Annotated in this window: 12 protein-coding genes; 9 read left to right on the plus strand and 3 right to left on the minus strand. The window is 57.9% G+C overall.

The window, feature by feature from the left end:
* Positions 1 to 130 precede the first annotated feature (130 nt).
* From ASD46_RS04050 to ASD46_RS04080, 7 genes are all read left to right on the plus strand, one after another.
* Positions 131 to 904 carry a FadR/GntR family transcriptional regulator gene (locus ASD46_RS04050; protein WP_004432249.1) on the plus strand — a complete coding sequence of 258 codons (774 nt, stop codon included), beginning with the start codon at positions 131 to 133 and terminating at the stop codon, positions 902 to 904.
* Between the two features lie 102 nt (positions 905 to 1,006).
* Complete coding sequence (locus tag ASD46_RS04055; protein ID WP_004432251.1) at positions 1,007 to 2,353, plus strand: glycosyltransferase family 4 protein; 1,347 nt, start codon at positions 1,007 to 1,009, stop codon at positions 2,351 to 2,353.
* Positions 2,350 to 3,120 carry an HAD-IIB family hydrolase gene (locus ASD46_RS04060; RefSeq protein WP_025592562.1) on the plus strand — a complete coding sequence of 257 codons (771 nt, stop codon included), beginning with the start codon at positions 2,350 to 2,352 and terminating at the stop codon, positions 3,118 to 3,120. Before ASD46_RS04055 ends, ASD46_RS04060 begins: the two co-directional genes overlap by 4 nt.
* 274 nt (positions 3,121 to 3,394) lie before the next feature.
* Positions 3,395 to 3,835, plus strand: coding sequence for an NUDIX hydrolase (locus ASD46_RS04065; protein ID WP_013635535.1), 441 nt, complete (start codon positions 3,395 to 3,397; stop codon positions 3,833 to 3,835).
* A gap of 161 nt (positions 3,836 to 3,996) precedes the next feature.
* Positions 3,997 to 5,502 carry an inorganic phosphate transporter gene (locus tag ASD46_RS04070; RefSeq protein WP_025592560.1) on the plus strand — a complete coding sequence of 502 codons (1,506 nt, stop codon included), beginning with the start codon at positions 3,997 to 3,999 and terminating at the stop codon, positions 5,500 to 5,502.
* 20 nt (positions 5,503 to 5,522) lie between these two features.
* Entirely contained in the window at positions 5,523 to 6,260 is a 738-nt protein-coding gene (locus ASD46_RS04075) for a 16S rRNA (uracil(1498)-N(3))-methyltransferase (RefSeq protein ID WP_025592559.1), read from the plus strand.
* A gap of 173 nt (positions 6,261 to 6,433) precedes the next feature.
* Positions 6,434 to 7,807: a glutamate--cysteine ligase gene (locus ASD46_RS04080; protein ID WP_025592557.1), complete on the plus strand. Its 1,374-nt coding sequence runs from the start codon at positions 6,434 to 6,436 to the stop codon at positions 7,805 to 7,807.
* Between the two features lie 207 nt (positions 7,808 to 8,014).
* On the opposite strand, the gene ASD46_RS04085 is transcribed toward ASD46_RS04080, so the two are convergent.
* A complete protein-coding gene (locus ASD46_RS04085; RefSeq protein ID WP_060641854.1) occupies positions 8,015 to 8,308 on the minus strand; it encodes a DUF1127 domain-containing protein in 294 nt (97 codons plus the stop codon).
* Between the two features lie 204 nt (positions 8,309 to 8,512).
* Between ASD46_RS04085 and ASD46_RS04090 the strand changes: the two genes are divergently transcribed.
* On the plus strand, positions 8,513 to 9,463 hold the full coding sequence (locus ASD46_RS04090) for a LysR substrate-binding domain-containing protein (RefSeq protein ID WP_003515204.1): 951 nt from the start codon (positions 8,513 to 8,515) through the stop codon (positions 9,461 to 9,463).
* A gap of 80 nt (positions 9,464 to 9,543) precedes the next feature.
* On the opposite strand, the gene ASD46_RS04095 is transcribed toward ASD46_RS04090, so the two are convergent.
* The gene (locus tag ASD46_RS04095; protein ID WP_025592554.1) at positions 9,544 to 11,982 is read right to left on the minus strand and encodes a DUF1217 domain-containing protein; all 2,439 of its coding nucleotides are present in this window, start codon (positions 11,980 to 11,982) and stop codon (positions 9,544 to 9,546) included.
* A gap of 366 nt (positions 11,983 to 12,348) precedes the next feature.
* Here ASD46_RS04095 and ASD46_RS04100 point away from each other — a divergent pair, with 366 nt between their 5' ends.
* Positions 12,349 to 12,915 (plus strand): DUF6101 family protein, encoded by a 567-nt coding sequence (locus ASD46_RS04100; RefSeq protein ID WP_003515202.1) that lies wholly within the window; start codon positions 12,349 to 12,351, stop codon positions 12,913 to 12,915.
* Between the two features lie 77 nt (positions 12,916 to 12,992).
* On the opposite strand, the gene ubiA is transcribed toward ASD46_RS04100, so the two are convergent.
* The gene (gene ubiA / locus ASD46_RS04105) at positions 12,993 to 13,946 is read right to left on the minus strand and encodes a 4-hydroxybenzoate octaprenyltransferase (protein ID WP_025592552.1); all 954 of its coding nucleotides are present in this window, start codon (positions 13,944 to 13,946) and stop codon (positions 12,993 to 12,995) included.
* Between the last annotated feature and the right edge of the window lie 109 nt (positions 13,947 to 14,055).

Genomic DNA, 14,055 nt, shown 5'->3' on the forward strand with positions numbered 1-14,055 from the left:
AGGTGCCGTGTTGCCGCAGGCATGGCGCAGAGCTTACGGCAGAACTGGACAGAATATTTGACCAGTGCGATGCTTCGCTGATAATTTGCCTCATCGAATACGGGGCGAGATTTCGCCGGAGAATGTTGCGATGGACGAAACACTGTTCGCCCGAATAGAGCACAGCCGCACATCGCAGGAGGTGATCTTACGTTTCGAGGAGCTCATCCTCGACGGCATATTGCGGGATGGCGACCGGCTGCCCGGCGAGCGTGAACTGGCGCAGAAGCTCGATGTATCGCGGCCAATCCTGCGGGAAGCGCTGAAGGAACTCGAAACGCGCGGCCTTCTCACCAGCCGGCACGGCGGTGGGACTTACGTGGCGGATATTGTCGGTCCGGTATTTTCCGATCCCTTGAGCGCGCTGATCACACGCCACAGCCGCGCAACGCGGGATTTTCTGGAATATCGCCGATATATCGAAGGCATGACCGCCGAACTTGCGGCACAGCGGGCGACTGAACCGGACAGGCGCAACCTTGCGGCTATCGTCGAAAAAATGCGGGAGGCCCATGAGGCTGGCCGCTTCGAAGAAGAACTTGCAAGCGATGTGGAATTTCACAACGCCATCGGCGAGGCGGCACATAATATCGTGCTGATGCACACATTGCGGTCCTGCTACCGGCTCTTGAGCGACGACATCTTCTATAACCGCCATCTCATATTCAGTGTCGCAGGTGCGCATGACGAGGTGTTGAGACAGCATATCGCCATCCACGAGGCCATTGCGGGCGGTAATGCGGCAGGGGCAAGGGCTGCGGCGGAAACCCATATCGATTTCATCGTGGACACCACATCAAAGGCGCATCAGGCAAGGGAATGGGACCGGATTTCACGCCTGCGACAACAGCAGCGCAACGCCTGAAAACAGCTTCAGACGAAATGCGGCATCGCTTTTCTTCAGATTTTATGGAACCTTTTGTCCTCTTTGGTCTTTTTCTGGGGTTAATTGGAAAAATTTACCAAGATGGGACCCATGACGACCACGAGCGAAACTGAACGCTATCCAAGGATAGCTCTCATATCGACGCATGGCTATGTCGCCGCGCACCCGCCACTCGGCGCAGCGGACACCGGGGGACAAGTGGTTTATGTGCTTGAGCTTGCACGCAAACTCGGCCAGCTCGGTTACACCGTTGATCTCTATACCCGCCGCTTCGAAGACCAGCCGGAATTCGACGAGGTTGACGAGCGCGTCCGCGTGGTGCGCATTCCCTGCGGCGGGCGCGATTTCATTCCCAAGGAATATCTGCACCGCCACCTGATGGAATGGTGCGAAAACGCGTTGCGCTTCATCAAGAAAAACAACCTCAACTACTCTTTCATCAACAGCCACTACTGGGATGCGGGCGTTGCCGGGCAGCGGCTTTCCGAGGCGCTGAAAGTCCCGCATCTGCACACGCCGCATTCGCTCGGCCTCTGGAAAAAACGCCAGATGGAAACCGATTACCCGGAAAAGGCCGATACCTTCGAACTTGAGTTCAATTTCAAGGAACGTATCCAGCACGAACTCATCATCTATCGCAGTTGCGACATGGTGATTGCGACGACGCCGGTGCAACTCGACGTCCTGATCGAGGATTACGGTCTGAAGCGCAAGCACATCCACATGATCCCGCCGGGTTATGACGACAACCGCTTCTTCCCCGTCTCTGATGCGACGCGGCAAATGATCCGGCAGCGTTTCGGTTTCGAGGGCAAGGTGGTGCTGGCGCTTGGACGCCTTGCCACCAACAAGGGTTACGACCTTTTGATCGACGGCTTCTCGGTTCTCGCGGCGCGCGAACCTGAAGCCCGCCTTCATCTGGCCGTCGGCGGCGAGAATATGGACGAGCAGGAAACCACCATTCTCAATCAGCTGAAAGAGCGGGTCAAATCGCTCGGGCTGGAGGACAAGGTGGCGTTTTCCGGCTACGTCGAGGACGAGGATTTGCCTGATATCTACCGGGCAGCCGATCTTTTCGTTCTGTCGAGCCGTTACGAGCCATTCGGCATGACCGCAATCGAGGCGATGGCGAGCGGAACTCCGACCGTGGTAACCATCCACGGCGGGCTGTTCCGCGCCGTCAGCTACGGCCGCCACGCGCTGTTTGCCGATCCTTTCGATAAGGAAGACCTTGGCATCACCATGATGAAGCCGTTCAAGCACGAGCGGCTGTATGGGCGGCTTTCCCGCATGGGGGCGCACAAGGCGCGCAGCCTGTTCACCTGGACGGGAATCGCGCAGCAATTGCTGGCGCTGGTGGAAGGCAGGCCGCTGATGCCGGTTCTGGAAGAATCCGATTGGGCAGAGCCATGGAACGACGGCGATTGAAACCGCTTCGCCTGTTTTCCACCGATCTCGACGGAACCGTCGTCGGCGATAACGCCGCTACGCGCCGGTTCCGCGATTTCTGGCATTCGCTGCCGGACGATCTTCGCCCGGTTCTGGTCTTCAATAGCGGCAGGCTGGTCGATGACCAGCTCGCCCTCTTGGAAGACGTTCCCTTGCCGAGGCCCGACTACATTATCGGCGGGGTCGGCACCATGCTGCACGCAAGAGAGCGGGGCGAGCTTGAAAGCGCCTATACGCATTCGCTCGGTACGGGTTTCGACCGGCAAAAGATCGCCGATGTCATGGCCGGCCTGCCGGGTGTGACCATGCAGGCGGAACGCTATCAGCATGGCCTCAAATCCAGCTGGTTCCTGCATGGTGCGGATGAGAAGACGCTCAGTGATATCGAAGACACGCTCGTTGCGGCGGATATCGATGCCCGGATCGTCTATTCCAGCAACCGCGACCTCGACATATTACCCAAGGCCGCGGACAAGGGTGCGGCATTGGCGTGGTTATGTGGACAACTGCACATTGGTCTCGACGAATCAGTGGTTGCGGGCGATACTGGCAATGATCGGGCGATGTTCGAGTTGAATGGTATTCGCGGTGTGATCGTTGGCAATGCCTTGCCGGAGCTTCTTTCGCTGGCGAACCATGACAGCCGTTTTTTCCTCTCGCGCGCGACCGAAGCTGACGGTGTGATCGAAGGTCTCCAGAATTGGGGATTGCACACTGGCCAACGCAGTTCCGGCAATAATTCATAGCGGTTTTGCGTTCTGAATAGCGTAAAACAGAAAAAATGCAGTATTTCCGCGATCGGTCGCTGACGGTTACGTACCGGGCAAAGCCTTCGTTCGCACCCCTGCCACATCCCCTGCTGCCTACGATCTTCAACGGCATGAAGACAATCGTGGGTTATGCGTGAGAGGGGATTGGCGGGACATAAAGGATATCTATATTAGCAGTTACGACTAACAGGCGAAGAAGGATCCACACGGATTGAAGATTTTGAATCGATTGGCGACAGATGTAGGCTTGATGTTGCGCAGACCGCCGCGACAGCAATATGCAGCGCTGTGCTATCGATCGTCCAAAAAACATCATGAGCCGGAAGTCCTTTTGCTGACAAGCAGGGATACGGGGCGCTGGGTCATTCCCAAAGGCTGGCCCATGGCCAACAAGAAGGCGCATGCCGTTGCCGAACAGGAAGCCTACGAGGAAGCCGGTGTCAAAGGCAGGGTGGATAAGGCCCCGTTCGGCTTTTATGAGTATGAGAAAAAGCTGAACAGCGGCATCAATGTGCTGTGCAAGGTTCAGGTACATCTGCTCGAAGTGGCGGAGCTGCAAGACAGCTTTCCCGAGAAGGATTCCAGACGGCTTGAATGGGTCACTCCCGAAGAGGCCGCCAAACGGGTCAACGAGCCGGAACTGAAAGCGCTCATGCTCACTTTCGACAAGCGGATGGCGCTTTCGAAATAGCGTCGACGCCCGAATAGTGGCAATCTGCAGTTTGTTTTTCCAACATGGCTTTTACTGTCTTTCATTTTGGAAAGATGTGCGAGATGTAACAGTCTTTCTGTAAATTGCCTTCAGCCCGCGACATTGCCGGACGAATGGGAATGCTGGCGAACGAGGTCTGAATGGCAATAAAGCCGCCACCGAACATGAAGCCGACGCTCGACAAGGATCTCGAGAAGATCACCCGTGTCGAAGAGGCGACGCTGCACGTCACGCAGCAGCTTGCCGGCCTTGGTGCGGGGGTGATGTTCGTTGTTCTGGCGGCGATATTTGCGGGCGCCTTCGTCACGGGCACGGCGGGCGCCGTCATCATCATCGCAGCCGTTGCCATCGGCGCCTATATGGCAATCAACATCGGCGCGAACGATGTGACAAACAATGTCGGCCCGGCGGTCGGCGCCAAGGCGATGCCGCTTGCAGCGGCACTCATCATCGCCGCCATCTGCGAAATCGCGGGTGCCTTGATCACCGGCGGCAACGTCGTCGAGACCATTTCCAGCGGCATCATCAACATCCAGACCATTCCCGACCGCACCGTGTTTTCCTGGGCTATGTTGTCTGCCCTTCTCGCCGCCGGTCTTCTCGTCAATATCTCGACCTGGACGAAAGCGCCGATTTCCACCACCCATACGGTGGTTGGCGGCGTTGCGGGGGCTGGAATGGCGGCCTATGGCATCCGGGCAGTCGACTGGCTGTCGCTTGGCAGCATCGCCTTTGCCTGGGTTCTAGCGCCCTTTATAAGCGCGGCCATCGCCATCGCCCTCCTTGCCTTCATCAAGGAATTCATCATCTACCGGGAGGACAAGATCGACGCCGCGAAGCGTTGGGTTCCTGTTCTGATCGGCATCATGACCGGGGTCTTCACCGCTTATCTCATCTGGGTGGGGCTGAGGCAGATCGTGCATGTCTCGCTTGGCCATGCAAGCGGCATCGGGCTTTTGACCGGCCTCGTCGCCTGGCGGCTGTGCGTGCCGATCATCCGCAAACAATCGGTGGGATTGGAAAACCGCAACCAGTCGCTTCGAACGCTGTTTCAGTGGCCGCTCGTTCTTGCGGCTGGCCTCATGTCCTTTGCGCATGGGGCAAATGACGTTTCGAACGCCATCGGCCCGGTGGTGGCAATCGTTCGTGCGCTGCACGACGAGGCAGTGGAGACGTCCGCCCGCGCGCCGCTCTGGGTGATGCTGGTCGGCGCATTCGGGCTTTCCTGCGGTATTCTTCTCTATGGCCCGCGCCTCATCCGCCTTGTCGGTGAACAGATCACCAAGCTCAACCCGATGCGCGCTTTCTGCGTTTCCGTGGCTACGGCTCTGACGGTTCTCGTCGCATCACGCTTCGGCCTGCCGGTCAGCACCACCCATACGGCGATCGGCGCCGTGTTTGGCGTCGGCTTCTTCCGCGAATGGTACACGCAGGCGTCTCGACGGCGGCAGGAACTCGTCCAGGCCGGCACCAGTCAAATCCGCCGGGCCGATCGATATCTGGACAATCCTTCCGAGATACGCCGCCGTTATCTCGTCCGGCGATCCCACTTCATGACCATCATCGCCGCCTGGCTGGTAACCGTTCCCGCAAGTGCTACGCTTGCAGCACTGTTATATTGGCTTATGTCCTTCCTCTTTCTCTGACGCTGAAACAGAAAAGTCCCATGCGCGCAAATTTCCGGATGCAACGCCTGTTCGTCGAAACCCCGCTTGTCGCGGGCGCGGCGCAGGAAGCGACGACCGAACAGTTCAATTATCTCGCCAATGTGCTGCGCATGACCGATGGCGCGGAAATCCTGCTGTTCAACGGCCGCGACGGCGAATGGAAGGCGAGACTCTCCTTTCCGAGCCGCAAGAAGATCATCCTTATCCCTCTGGAACAGACACGGCCCCAGCCGCCGGCATCGGATCTGCACTACCTGTTTGCGCCGCTGAAAGTCGGACGCATGGATTATCTGGTGCAGAAGGCGGTCGAGATGGGGGCCGGTCTTTTGCAGCCGGTCATGACCCAGCATGTGCAGGGGAAGATCCACAATACCGAAAAACTGCGCGCCAATGCCATCGAGGCCGCCGAGCAATGCGGCATCCTGTCGTTGCCTGACGTGGCCGAGCCGGTGAAACTGAAAGACATGCTCGAGACCTGGCCCCAGGATCGACGGATCATCTATTGCGACGAGGGCGACGCGGGCCAAAATCCGCTGCCTGTCCTGCAATCCATCAAGGAACGCAAAATCGCTCTTCTGGTCGGCCCGGAAGGCGGGTTTTCCGAAGAGGAAAGAGAGCTGCTGCGCAGCCTTGCCTTCGTCACCCCCATCCCGCTTGGGCCGCGTATCCTCAGGGCCGATACGGCTGCGGTCGCAGCCCTTGCGGTCATTCAGGCATCGATCGGCGACTGGAATTGACCTATCTGGCACATGTCTTTATCGCAAAACCGCTGCACAGTTTTACGCGACATGCGCTGAACCATTGCGCTTCATGCATCTTTAAAAGAAATTCATTTGCCTCCGGATACGATCCGGCTCTATCTGCCACACATATGCCTCGCCGCAACAGAGACGTCATAACAAGGTAAGCCATGGCACGCGATACGACCGACCAGACACCCCTCTCCTCCGTCACGGAGCTTACAGATTATCTGGCCGGCGGTTGCAGAGCTGAAGCCGACTTCCGCATTGGCACCGAGCACGAGAAATTCGCCTTTTTCCGCGAGGGCAACCGGCCGGTTCCCTATTTCGGCGAGGCCAGCATTTCCGCTCTGCTGAAGGGCATGCAGGAAAAGCTCGGCTGGGAGCCGATCATGGATGGTGAAAACATCATCGGACTTGGCGAACAGCACGGCATGGGCGCCATTTCCATCGAGCCGGGCGGCCAGTTCGAACTATCAGGTGCCCCGCTCGAGAACCTGCATCAGACCTGCAAGGAATCCAACCAGCATCTGGCGACCCTGCGCGAAGTGGCGGAGCCGATGGGTATCCGTTTTCTCGGCATTGGCGGCAGCCCGCTGTGGAGCTATGACGAAACACCGCGCATGCCGAAATCGCGCTACGCGATCATGACGCGCTACATGCCGAAGGTCGGGACCAAGGGTCTCGACATGATGTACCGTACCTGCACCATTCAGGTTAACCTCGACTTCTCTTCCGAAGCGGATATGCGCCAGAAGATGCGCGTTTCCATGAAGCTCCAGTCGCTGGCAACCGCATTGTTTGCTTCCTCGCCCTTTACCGAAGGCAAGCCGAACGGCCTGCTTTCCTGGCGCGGCGATATCTGGCGCGATACCGACAATCGCCGCTCCGGCGTGCTGCCCTTCACCTTGAATGACGATTTCGGCTTCAAGGATTATGTCGAATGGGCGCTGGATGTGCCGATGTATTTCATCGTGCGCGACGGCAAGTATCACGATTGCACCCATGTCACCTTCCGCCAGTTCATGAACGGGGCGTTAAAGGGTGAAATCGCTGAATGGGAACCGACCATGGGTGACTGGACGAACCATCTCTCCACGCTGTTCCCCGATGTGCGCCTGAAGCGCTTTCTGGAAATGCGTGGTGCCGATGGCGGCCCATGGAGACGCATCTGTGCCCTGCCCGCTTTCTGGGTCGGCCTTCTCTATAATCAGGAAGCGCTTGACGCAGCCGATGCGCTGACAGCCGACTGGAGTTTCGATGAGGTCATCGCCCTTCGCAATACCGTGCCGGCCAAGGGGCTGGCGGCGGAGATCGCCGGCAAGCCGCTTCTCGGTTTCGCCCGCGAGGTGCTCGACATTTCCCGCACCGGCCTCAAGAACCGCAACCGGCTGAACGGCGAAGGCCAGGACGAAACCGTGTTCCTGTCCTCGCTGGACGAGGTTCTTGCCAAGAAGACCACGCTCGCCGAAGACCTGCTTGCGCTCTATAACGGCCGCTGGGGTGGATCGGTGCTGCCAGTATTCGATGAATATCAGTATTAAAACATTCCGCTGAAACTGCGCAGCGGCTTTACGTCCAGACAATGCGCAAAACAGGCAAGGCGTTGCCATAAAAAAACCCGGTGCGGCCGAGGGGCCTGACACCGGGCAAAGGCAGGGTTATTGGCAAATCACCCTGCGGGGAAAACCTTATCGGTTCGCAAGCAATCCCGGCGTCTGGAGGTACGCCGGAATTGCACGAACACAAGCCTAGAGCGTCTTGAACCGCGTGACTGAGCGCGTGCGTGCGGCGCGGGTCAGATGGGCGGTCGGATCTTCGAGCAAGCCGGTATTGAGCGCGTTGGTCACATCCGAGCGCGCCAGCCCGATATCGGCGAGCAGGCGATCGTCAAGCTCCGTGAGACCATTTGCGACGATTCGATTGTAGATGCGCTGCACAAACGTTTTCACGGTGGAAGCAACACCGAAAGCGATGCGACGCAGGGTGTCGCTCTGCTGGCGGGTTGCGAATTCCAGTTCCATTTTCCGTTCTGCCGTGCGCATAACAATGATCCTTCCGTAACGGCACGATGCGGCACCGCTCCCGACGCACCGTGCGCGGGAAGCTGCCTTGGGTTGGGGGCCTGACGATGTGCCCGCCCCGGGGTTGAGATTGATTTGCTGGGTGTCAAAATGTCGCAAGACTATTGATCAGTCCAACGAATGTTTCTAATGTGAGACATCAATCATTCTGATGGATGAGTATCAATGTCCGCACCTCTCGACATAGACCAGCTGCACACCTTCATCGCCATTGTCGATACCGGCAGCTTTACCAAGGCCGCTGAGCGCGTTTTCAAGACGCAATCCGCCGTATCCATGCAGATGCGGCGACTTGAGGAGCGGATCGGCAAACAGCTCTTTGCAAAGGACGGGCGCGGCAACCGCCTGACGGCCGAGGGCGAGAAACTGATGAATTATGCCCGCCGCATCATTCGCCTTAACAACGAGGCGATTGCGGCCTTCGATGACAACAGGCTCGAGGGCACGTTGCGTATCGGCACCCCGGACGACTATGCCGACCGCTACATGCCAGAGATCATCGGGCGTTTCGCCAAGACGCATCCGAATGTCGAGCTTTACATCGTCTGCGAACCTTCGGTGAGCCTTGCCGAAAAAATGGCGCGCGGCGAGCTGGATATAGCACTCGTCACCCACAATCCCCGCGCCCGCTCCTCCGATGTCGTGCGCACCGAGCCGCTCTGCTGGGTCACCTCCGCGAACCATCCGCTGAAGGATGATGCGCCAGTGCCGCTGGCCGTCGGCCGGCGCGACTGTCACTGGCGCCAACTTGCCTGCTCGGCGCTCGATGCCGACGGGCGGGATTATCAGGTGCTGTTCACCAGCTGGTCTTCCACCGTGGTTGCCGCCGCCGTGCTGGCAGGCATGGCGGTTTCCGTGCTGCCGGAATCGGCGCTGCGTACCGGCATGAAGGTTTTGACCGCCTCGGACGGTTTCCCACCGCTGCCGCCGGTCCAGATCGGCCTGATGAAACGGCCCGGCCTGTCGCCCTCGCTGGTGAACGCCATTACAGACCACATCACCGCCTGCCTCGACAACATCTCTCCGATGAACGTCGCCGATGAGCTGGATAACGATGTGAAGACCTACCCGAAGATGCCGCGCCTGCGCGCCGGGCACATGCTGCCGGGCTGGTGAATGGGTCCGCAAATGCGGTCGTGTGAGACGCCTTAACCGGGTAAGCTCGGCCTTTCCATCGTCCGTCTTCGCTTTCCAGCCTACCGCGCACGCAGCGATGCGACAGCCAGCAGCGTGTCGCCGCTGATGCCCACCGAGCCGCTGCCGTTGAACAGCATCATGATCGGGTTGGTGGTGTTCTGCTTGTCGTCGTACATGATGGTAAAACGGGCGATCAGCTTCTTGACCTTATCGGGGTCCTGAAAGTCCTCGATGTCGAAATATTTCTTCATCATCGCCACCTGCGTATCGACCCCGGCATTGCCGAGTTCATCGGGAATGCCAAAGGTGGTCGTGATGAAGTTCTGGATCGCGGTGTCGGCAAGAATGGAGTAATAGGACGTTGTTCCCGCCGCCATTCGCTTGAAATAGAGCGCCAGACGCACGCCCGCATTTTCTTCACCTGCCTGCGTCTCCAGCGTCTGCGTCAGATAATTGTCCAGCGTCTCGTAGAGGCCGCGACGAGTCTGGATGGAGCTTCGATCCTCGCGCAGGATATTACCATCCGTATCGAAATTGAACGCGGTGACGAGACGGCGAAAAGCCGGGTCCATCTCCTTGTTGAGATAGCTGTCCTTGTCATCCAGATTGGACGTGAACATTTTTTGCAGCTGGTCCTTGGTGACCTTCGTCGGGTCGATGCCAAGCGATTCCATCGCGAATTTCGTCAGGCGATCATTCCCCAGAAAATCGCTGAGCGTCTTGACCTTCTGTAGCTCCGAACGGAAAAATTCCGCCTCCTTCTTGGCGGCTTCCTTTTCCTGGTCTGTTCCGAAGGCTGATTTCTTCTTGATGTAGTCGACCGACATGCTCTGAATTTCAAGTTCGGACTGCGCAAGAACCGGAGAACCTGGCGATCCGTCAGACTTGAAGTTGAAGAGTTCCGCGAGTTTGACGTAACGGTCGTCTTTCAGCGCATAAACGTAGCTCTTCTTGTCCAGCAGGTCGCTGGTCAGGGCTCTACGAACGTCCGCAATATTCACCTTCGTCGGATCGAGGCCGACCGCCTTGAGCGCATAGGTGTAAACCGCGCTGCTTTCCAGGAAGTCCGCAACGGATTTGACGTTGGCAATATCGCTCTTGAACAGCTTCAAAGCGTTTTCGTCAGCGGCCTCGTCCTTGTCGTTATAATGGTTCATGTACCCGTTGGTCGTGGTAACGGTCTGGGTCGTCGTCTGTGGTGCCGTACCGTCCGGCAGCGTTCCATCCGCCTTGAAATTGAACGCTTCACGCAATGCGATGTAACGTTTGTCGCCATTGCCGAACTTGGCGATATAGTTGTTGGGATCGCTGAGATCGCTGGTCAAAATGTTCTCGATCGTCGCATTGACTATGGTCAAGTCATTCAGGTCGAATGCGACCTTGATGTAATTCACCAGACGCGGGTCTGCCATCAACTCATCGACGGTCTTGATCGAACCGATCTTCGATTCGAAATAATCCCTGTTCAAGGTGGCAACGGTCGGGGTTACACGCGGGGCACTGCCGACATAGGCCTGGGTCAGGATCTTGACGTTGTCGGCGGTCTGCGCCTGGCCGGCCGCAACGGTACCGTCATTGGCAAATTCGAAAGCCTGGGCCATCTGTGCCATCGTATTATATTGCGAGACGGTATTCGAGAGCTGGGTCTGCTCCGCCGTGATGGAGGCAAGGGTCGCCGCCCACTGGTCCTTCGGCGGCAGCACGGCTTCAAGCTGGGTGAGCTGATCCTGCCGGGTGGTTTTCTCTGTTTCAAGGGCGGTTCGCTGTTCGGCGGTCAGCGTGGTATCAGCCAGCGCGGTATCGATGGCCTTTATCCGATCCGTCACATCCCCATGCAACTCGATATTGCCCTTGGTCGTAAGCTTTTCCACGGCAGCGGAATAGGCCGCGCCGAACTTCTGGTTCAGATAGCTGTTCGGGTCATCGATATCGCTCGTCATCAATCCCTTGATGTGGGAATAGCTGTAGGTCTTCTCATCAATGCTGAAGACCTCGAAGATGTAGGCGCGGGTTCTATCGTTCTGAAGCAGCTGGTCGACGTTCGTGACCGTTCCGATGATCGCCTTATAATAACGGGTTTCTTCGGACAGGCTGTCATCGAGGTTGGTGATCGAGGTGTCGTAAAGCCCGATCATCTTATCGAGCTGCGCCTCCGTCTGCACCGTGGTGGTGGACTGCGTGAAGTTGAAGGATGCGGCAAATTCGCGATAACGTTCATCGGTCAGCTTGTTGGCAAAGCTGTTCTGGTCGTTCAGGTCGCTTTCCAGCACCTTCTTCATGAAGGCCTTGGCGTAGGTCATCTCGCCGAGACCGAAGGCATCCATGGCATAGGAATAGAGCTGGTAGTTATTGAGGAACTCGTCGACGCTTTTTACATTGCCGATGTTTTCCTTGTAATATTTCGTCTGCCGCTCGACGATCCCCTGCTGCGACACGCGTGAAATGCTTGCCTTCATATCGCGGTTGATGAGGTCGTAGCTCAGAAAAGTCGATACCATGCGAATGCCCCATGGAGCACCGCGCATCACGCTGGATACGGCCGGCTCCGGTTTTGAATTCGCCCACCACGCCTCCATCCGGACGCACGGCAGGCCTTGGCGCGACTGTGCATGACGCGCCTTGCCCGGAGCTTGAAAGAGCACAGTTTCGGGACTGAGAAAAATCGCATTGTCTCAATCGGCTTTACCTCAGCGAAACCATGCCACGGTGGGTTTTGCTAACCATTTGGGAATGCAAAGTTTTCTTAACCGCGATTTTTAAGCAGTCTCGAACATGCGGCGGATATTCTCCTGACATCAGAGGACGAAAAGTCCCGATGAGAAGACCGGAAACCGGCTCTCAGGTAAAACAAGGGTAGAATAAACATGACCAAGACCGTTCTGAAGCCCGACTGGGCCGTCGCCACACTCAGACTCGACCCGGCACGTTTTCCGCAACAGGTCACCTATGGCAGGGGCAATGGCGCAACCGATGTTGCCGTCACGCTCGATGAACGGGGCGCCGTTCTGCGAAAGGTCCTGTCCTCTTCCGGCCTGCCTTTGTCCTTCGCCCTGCCAGCCCGCGCTTTCAAGGGCGTTGCCGCCCGCGCCATCGACCATGGTGATGGACAGGTGACGGTGACGCTGGAGCTTCACCACGACGATCCGGAACTTTGCGTTCCGCTTCTCGTCGCCCATGATCTTTGCGACATCGCCGCCGACTGGCGCAGCTGGTCCGAGGCCTATCGTATTCCGATGCTGATGGTGGAGGCCGATGGCGTCGCCCGTCCGCTGGAAGAACATCTCGGCAAGGTGCGCACCAAGAACAGCCGCCCCCGTCGCCGGCACTCCTATTTCGCGGATCGTCGCCCGCGCTTCCTCGTGCGCCGCTCCACCGGTTCTCTCGGCATGAGCATGAAGATCGAGGGCAAGGAAATCATCGCCCGCAGCTGATAATCTTCAGACAAAACAATAAAAAGCCCGGCGCGGATATCGCGGCCGGGCTTTTTTGCATCTACCTTTCAACAACCTCACGCCAACAGAAGCGGCAGAATGAGGCCGGCGAAAATCAGCACGCCGACGCGGTTGTTGGATTTAAACAGCACAAGGCATTGCACCACGTCGTCGATATCGAGCACCCAGACCTGCCGGAAAAGCATGATGGCGGCGGCGGCAAGGCCGCTATAGGCGATCAGGTTAACGCCCGCTCCCCAGAAGGACAGGGCGATCATGACAAGGGCTGTGCCATAAAGAAAAACCAGCCAGCGATGTGTGTTGTCTCCAAACAGCAGCGCAGTTGAACCGATGCCCACTGCCGTGTCGTCTTCCTTGTCTTGATGGGCGTAGATTGTATCATAACCGATCGTCCAGGCGATGGAGCCGACATAAAGCAGGACAGCGGGCCAGGCGATGGACCCGAACTGCCCGGCCCAGCCCATCAGCGCACCCCAGGAAAAGGCAAGGCCGAGAAAAAATTGCGGCCAGTTGGTGAAGCGCTTGGCGAAGGGATAGATTGCCACGAAGACCAGCGAGAATATGCCGGTGGCAATCGCAAATCCGTTGAACTGCAACAGCACCACGAGTCCGGCGAGCGCCTGCAACACGATGAAGACCTTCGCCTGCGCCCTGCTCACGCGACCAGATGGCAGCGGCCGCGAGCGCGTGCGCGCCACGGCCATGTCGATCTTGTGGTCCGCAAGATCGTTATAGGTGCAGCCTGCACCGCGCATCGCCACCGATCCGATGAAAAACAGCGCCAGATGCCAGATCAGCGTGCCCCAGGAAAAACCGCCGCTTGCTACCGCGGCATTGGCCGCGAGTGCTGCGGACCAGAAACACGGCCACATCAGCAATTGCCAGCCGATGGGGCGGTCCCATCTTGCCAGCTGCGCATAGGGCCAGAGGGGTCTCGGCAAAATCCGATAGACCCAGTTGTTGGATGGTGCGTCGGAGACGCGGTCTGACAAATCGCTGTGGTGAACCATGGGGATGGTTCTACAGCATCGGCGGGCGAATCGGAATCGATTTCAGCACTTGGCCGTAGACACAAAAAAGCCCCGCAACGCTTTCGCGGCGGGGCTTAGGGTGGGCATA

Origin of the sequence: Rhizobium sp. Root491 (assembly GCF_001427205.1) — a bacterium.
Lineage (GTDB): Bacteria > Pseudomonadota > Alphaproteobacteria > Rhizobiales > Rhizobiaceae > Agrobacterium > Agrobacterium tumefaciens.

Bases quoted from the DNA above. Each gene is read 5' to 3' on its own strand.
- ASD46_RS04050 (WP_004432249.1), top strand. From the start codon at position 131: ATGGACGAAACACTGTTCGCCCGAATAGAGCACAGCCGCACATCGCAG.
- ASD46_RS04055 (WP_004432251.1), top strand. From the start codon at position 1,007: ATGGGACCCATGACGACCACGAGCGAAACTGAACGCTATCCAAGGATA.
- ASD46_RS04065 (WP_013635535.1), top strand. From the start codon at position 3,395: ATGTTGCGCAGACCGCCGCGACAGCAATATGCAGCGCTGTGCTATCGA.
- ASD46_RS04070 (WP_025592560.1), top strand. From the start codon at position 3,997: ATGGCAATAAAGCCGCCACCGAACATGAAGCCGACGCTCGACAAGGAT.
- ASD46_RS04075 (WP_025592559.1), top strand. From the start codon at position 5,523: ATGCGCGCAAATTTCCGGATGCAACGCCTGTTCGTCGAAACCCCGCTT.
- ASD46_RS04080 (WP_025592557.1), top strand. From the start codon at position 6,434: ATGGCACGCGATACGACCGACCAGACACCCCTCTCCTCCGTCACGGAG.
- ASD46_RS04085 (WP_060641854.1), bottom strand. From the start codon at position 8,308: ATGCGCACGGCAGAACGGAAAATGGAACTGGAATTCGCAACCCGCCAG.
- ASD46_RS04090 (WP_003515204.1), top strand. From the start codon at position 8,513: ATGTCCGCACCTCTCGACATAGACCAGCTGCACACCTTCATCGCCATT.
- ASD46_RS04095 (WP_025592554.1), bottom strand. From the start codon at position 11,982: ATGGTATCGACTTTTCTGAGCTACGACCTCATCAACCGCGATATGAAG.
- ASD46_RS04100 (WP_003515202.1), top strand. From the start codon at position 12,349: ATGACCAAGACCGTTCTGAAGCCCGACTGGGCCGTCGCCACACTCAGA.
- ubiA (WP_025592552.1), bottom strand. From the start codon at position 13,946: ATGGTTCACCACAGCGATTTGTCAGACCGCGTCTCCGACGCACCATCC.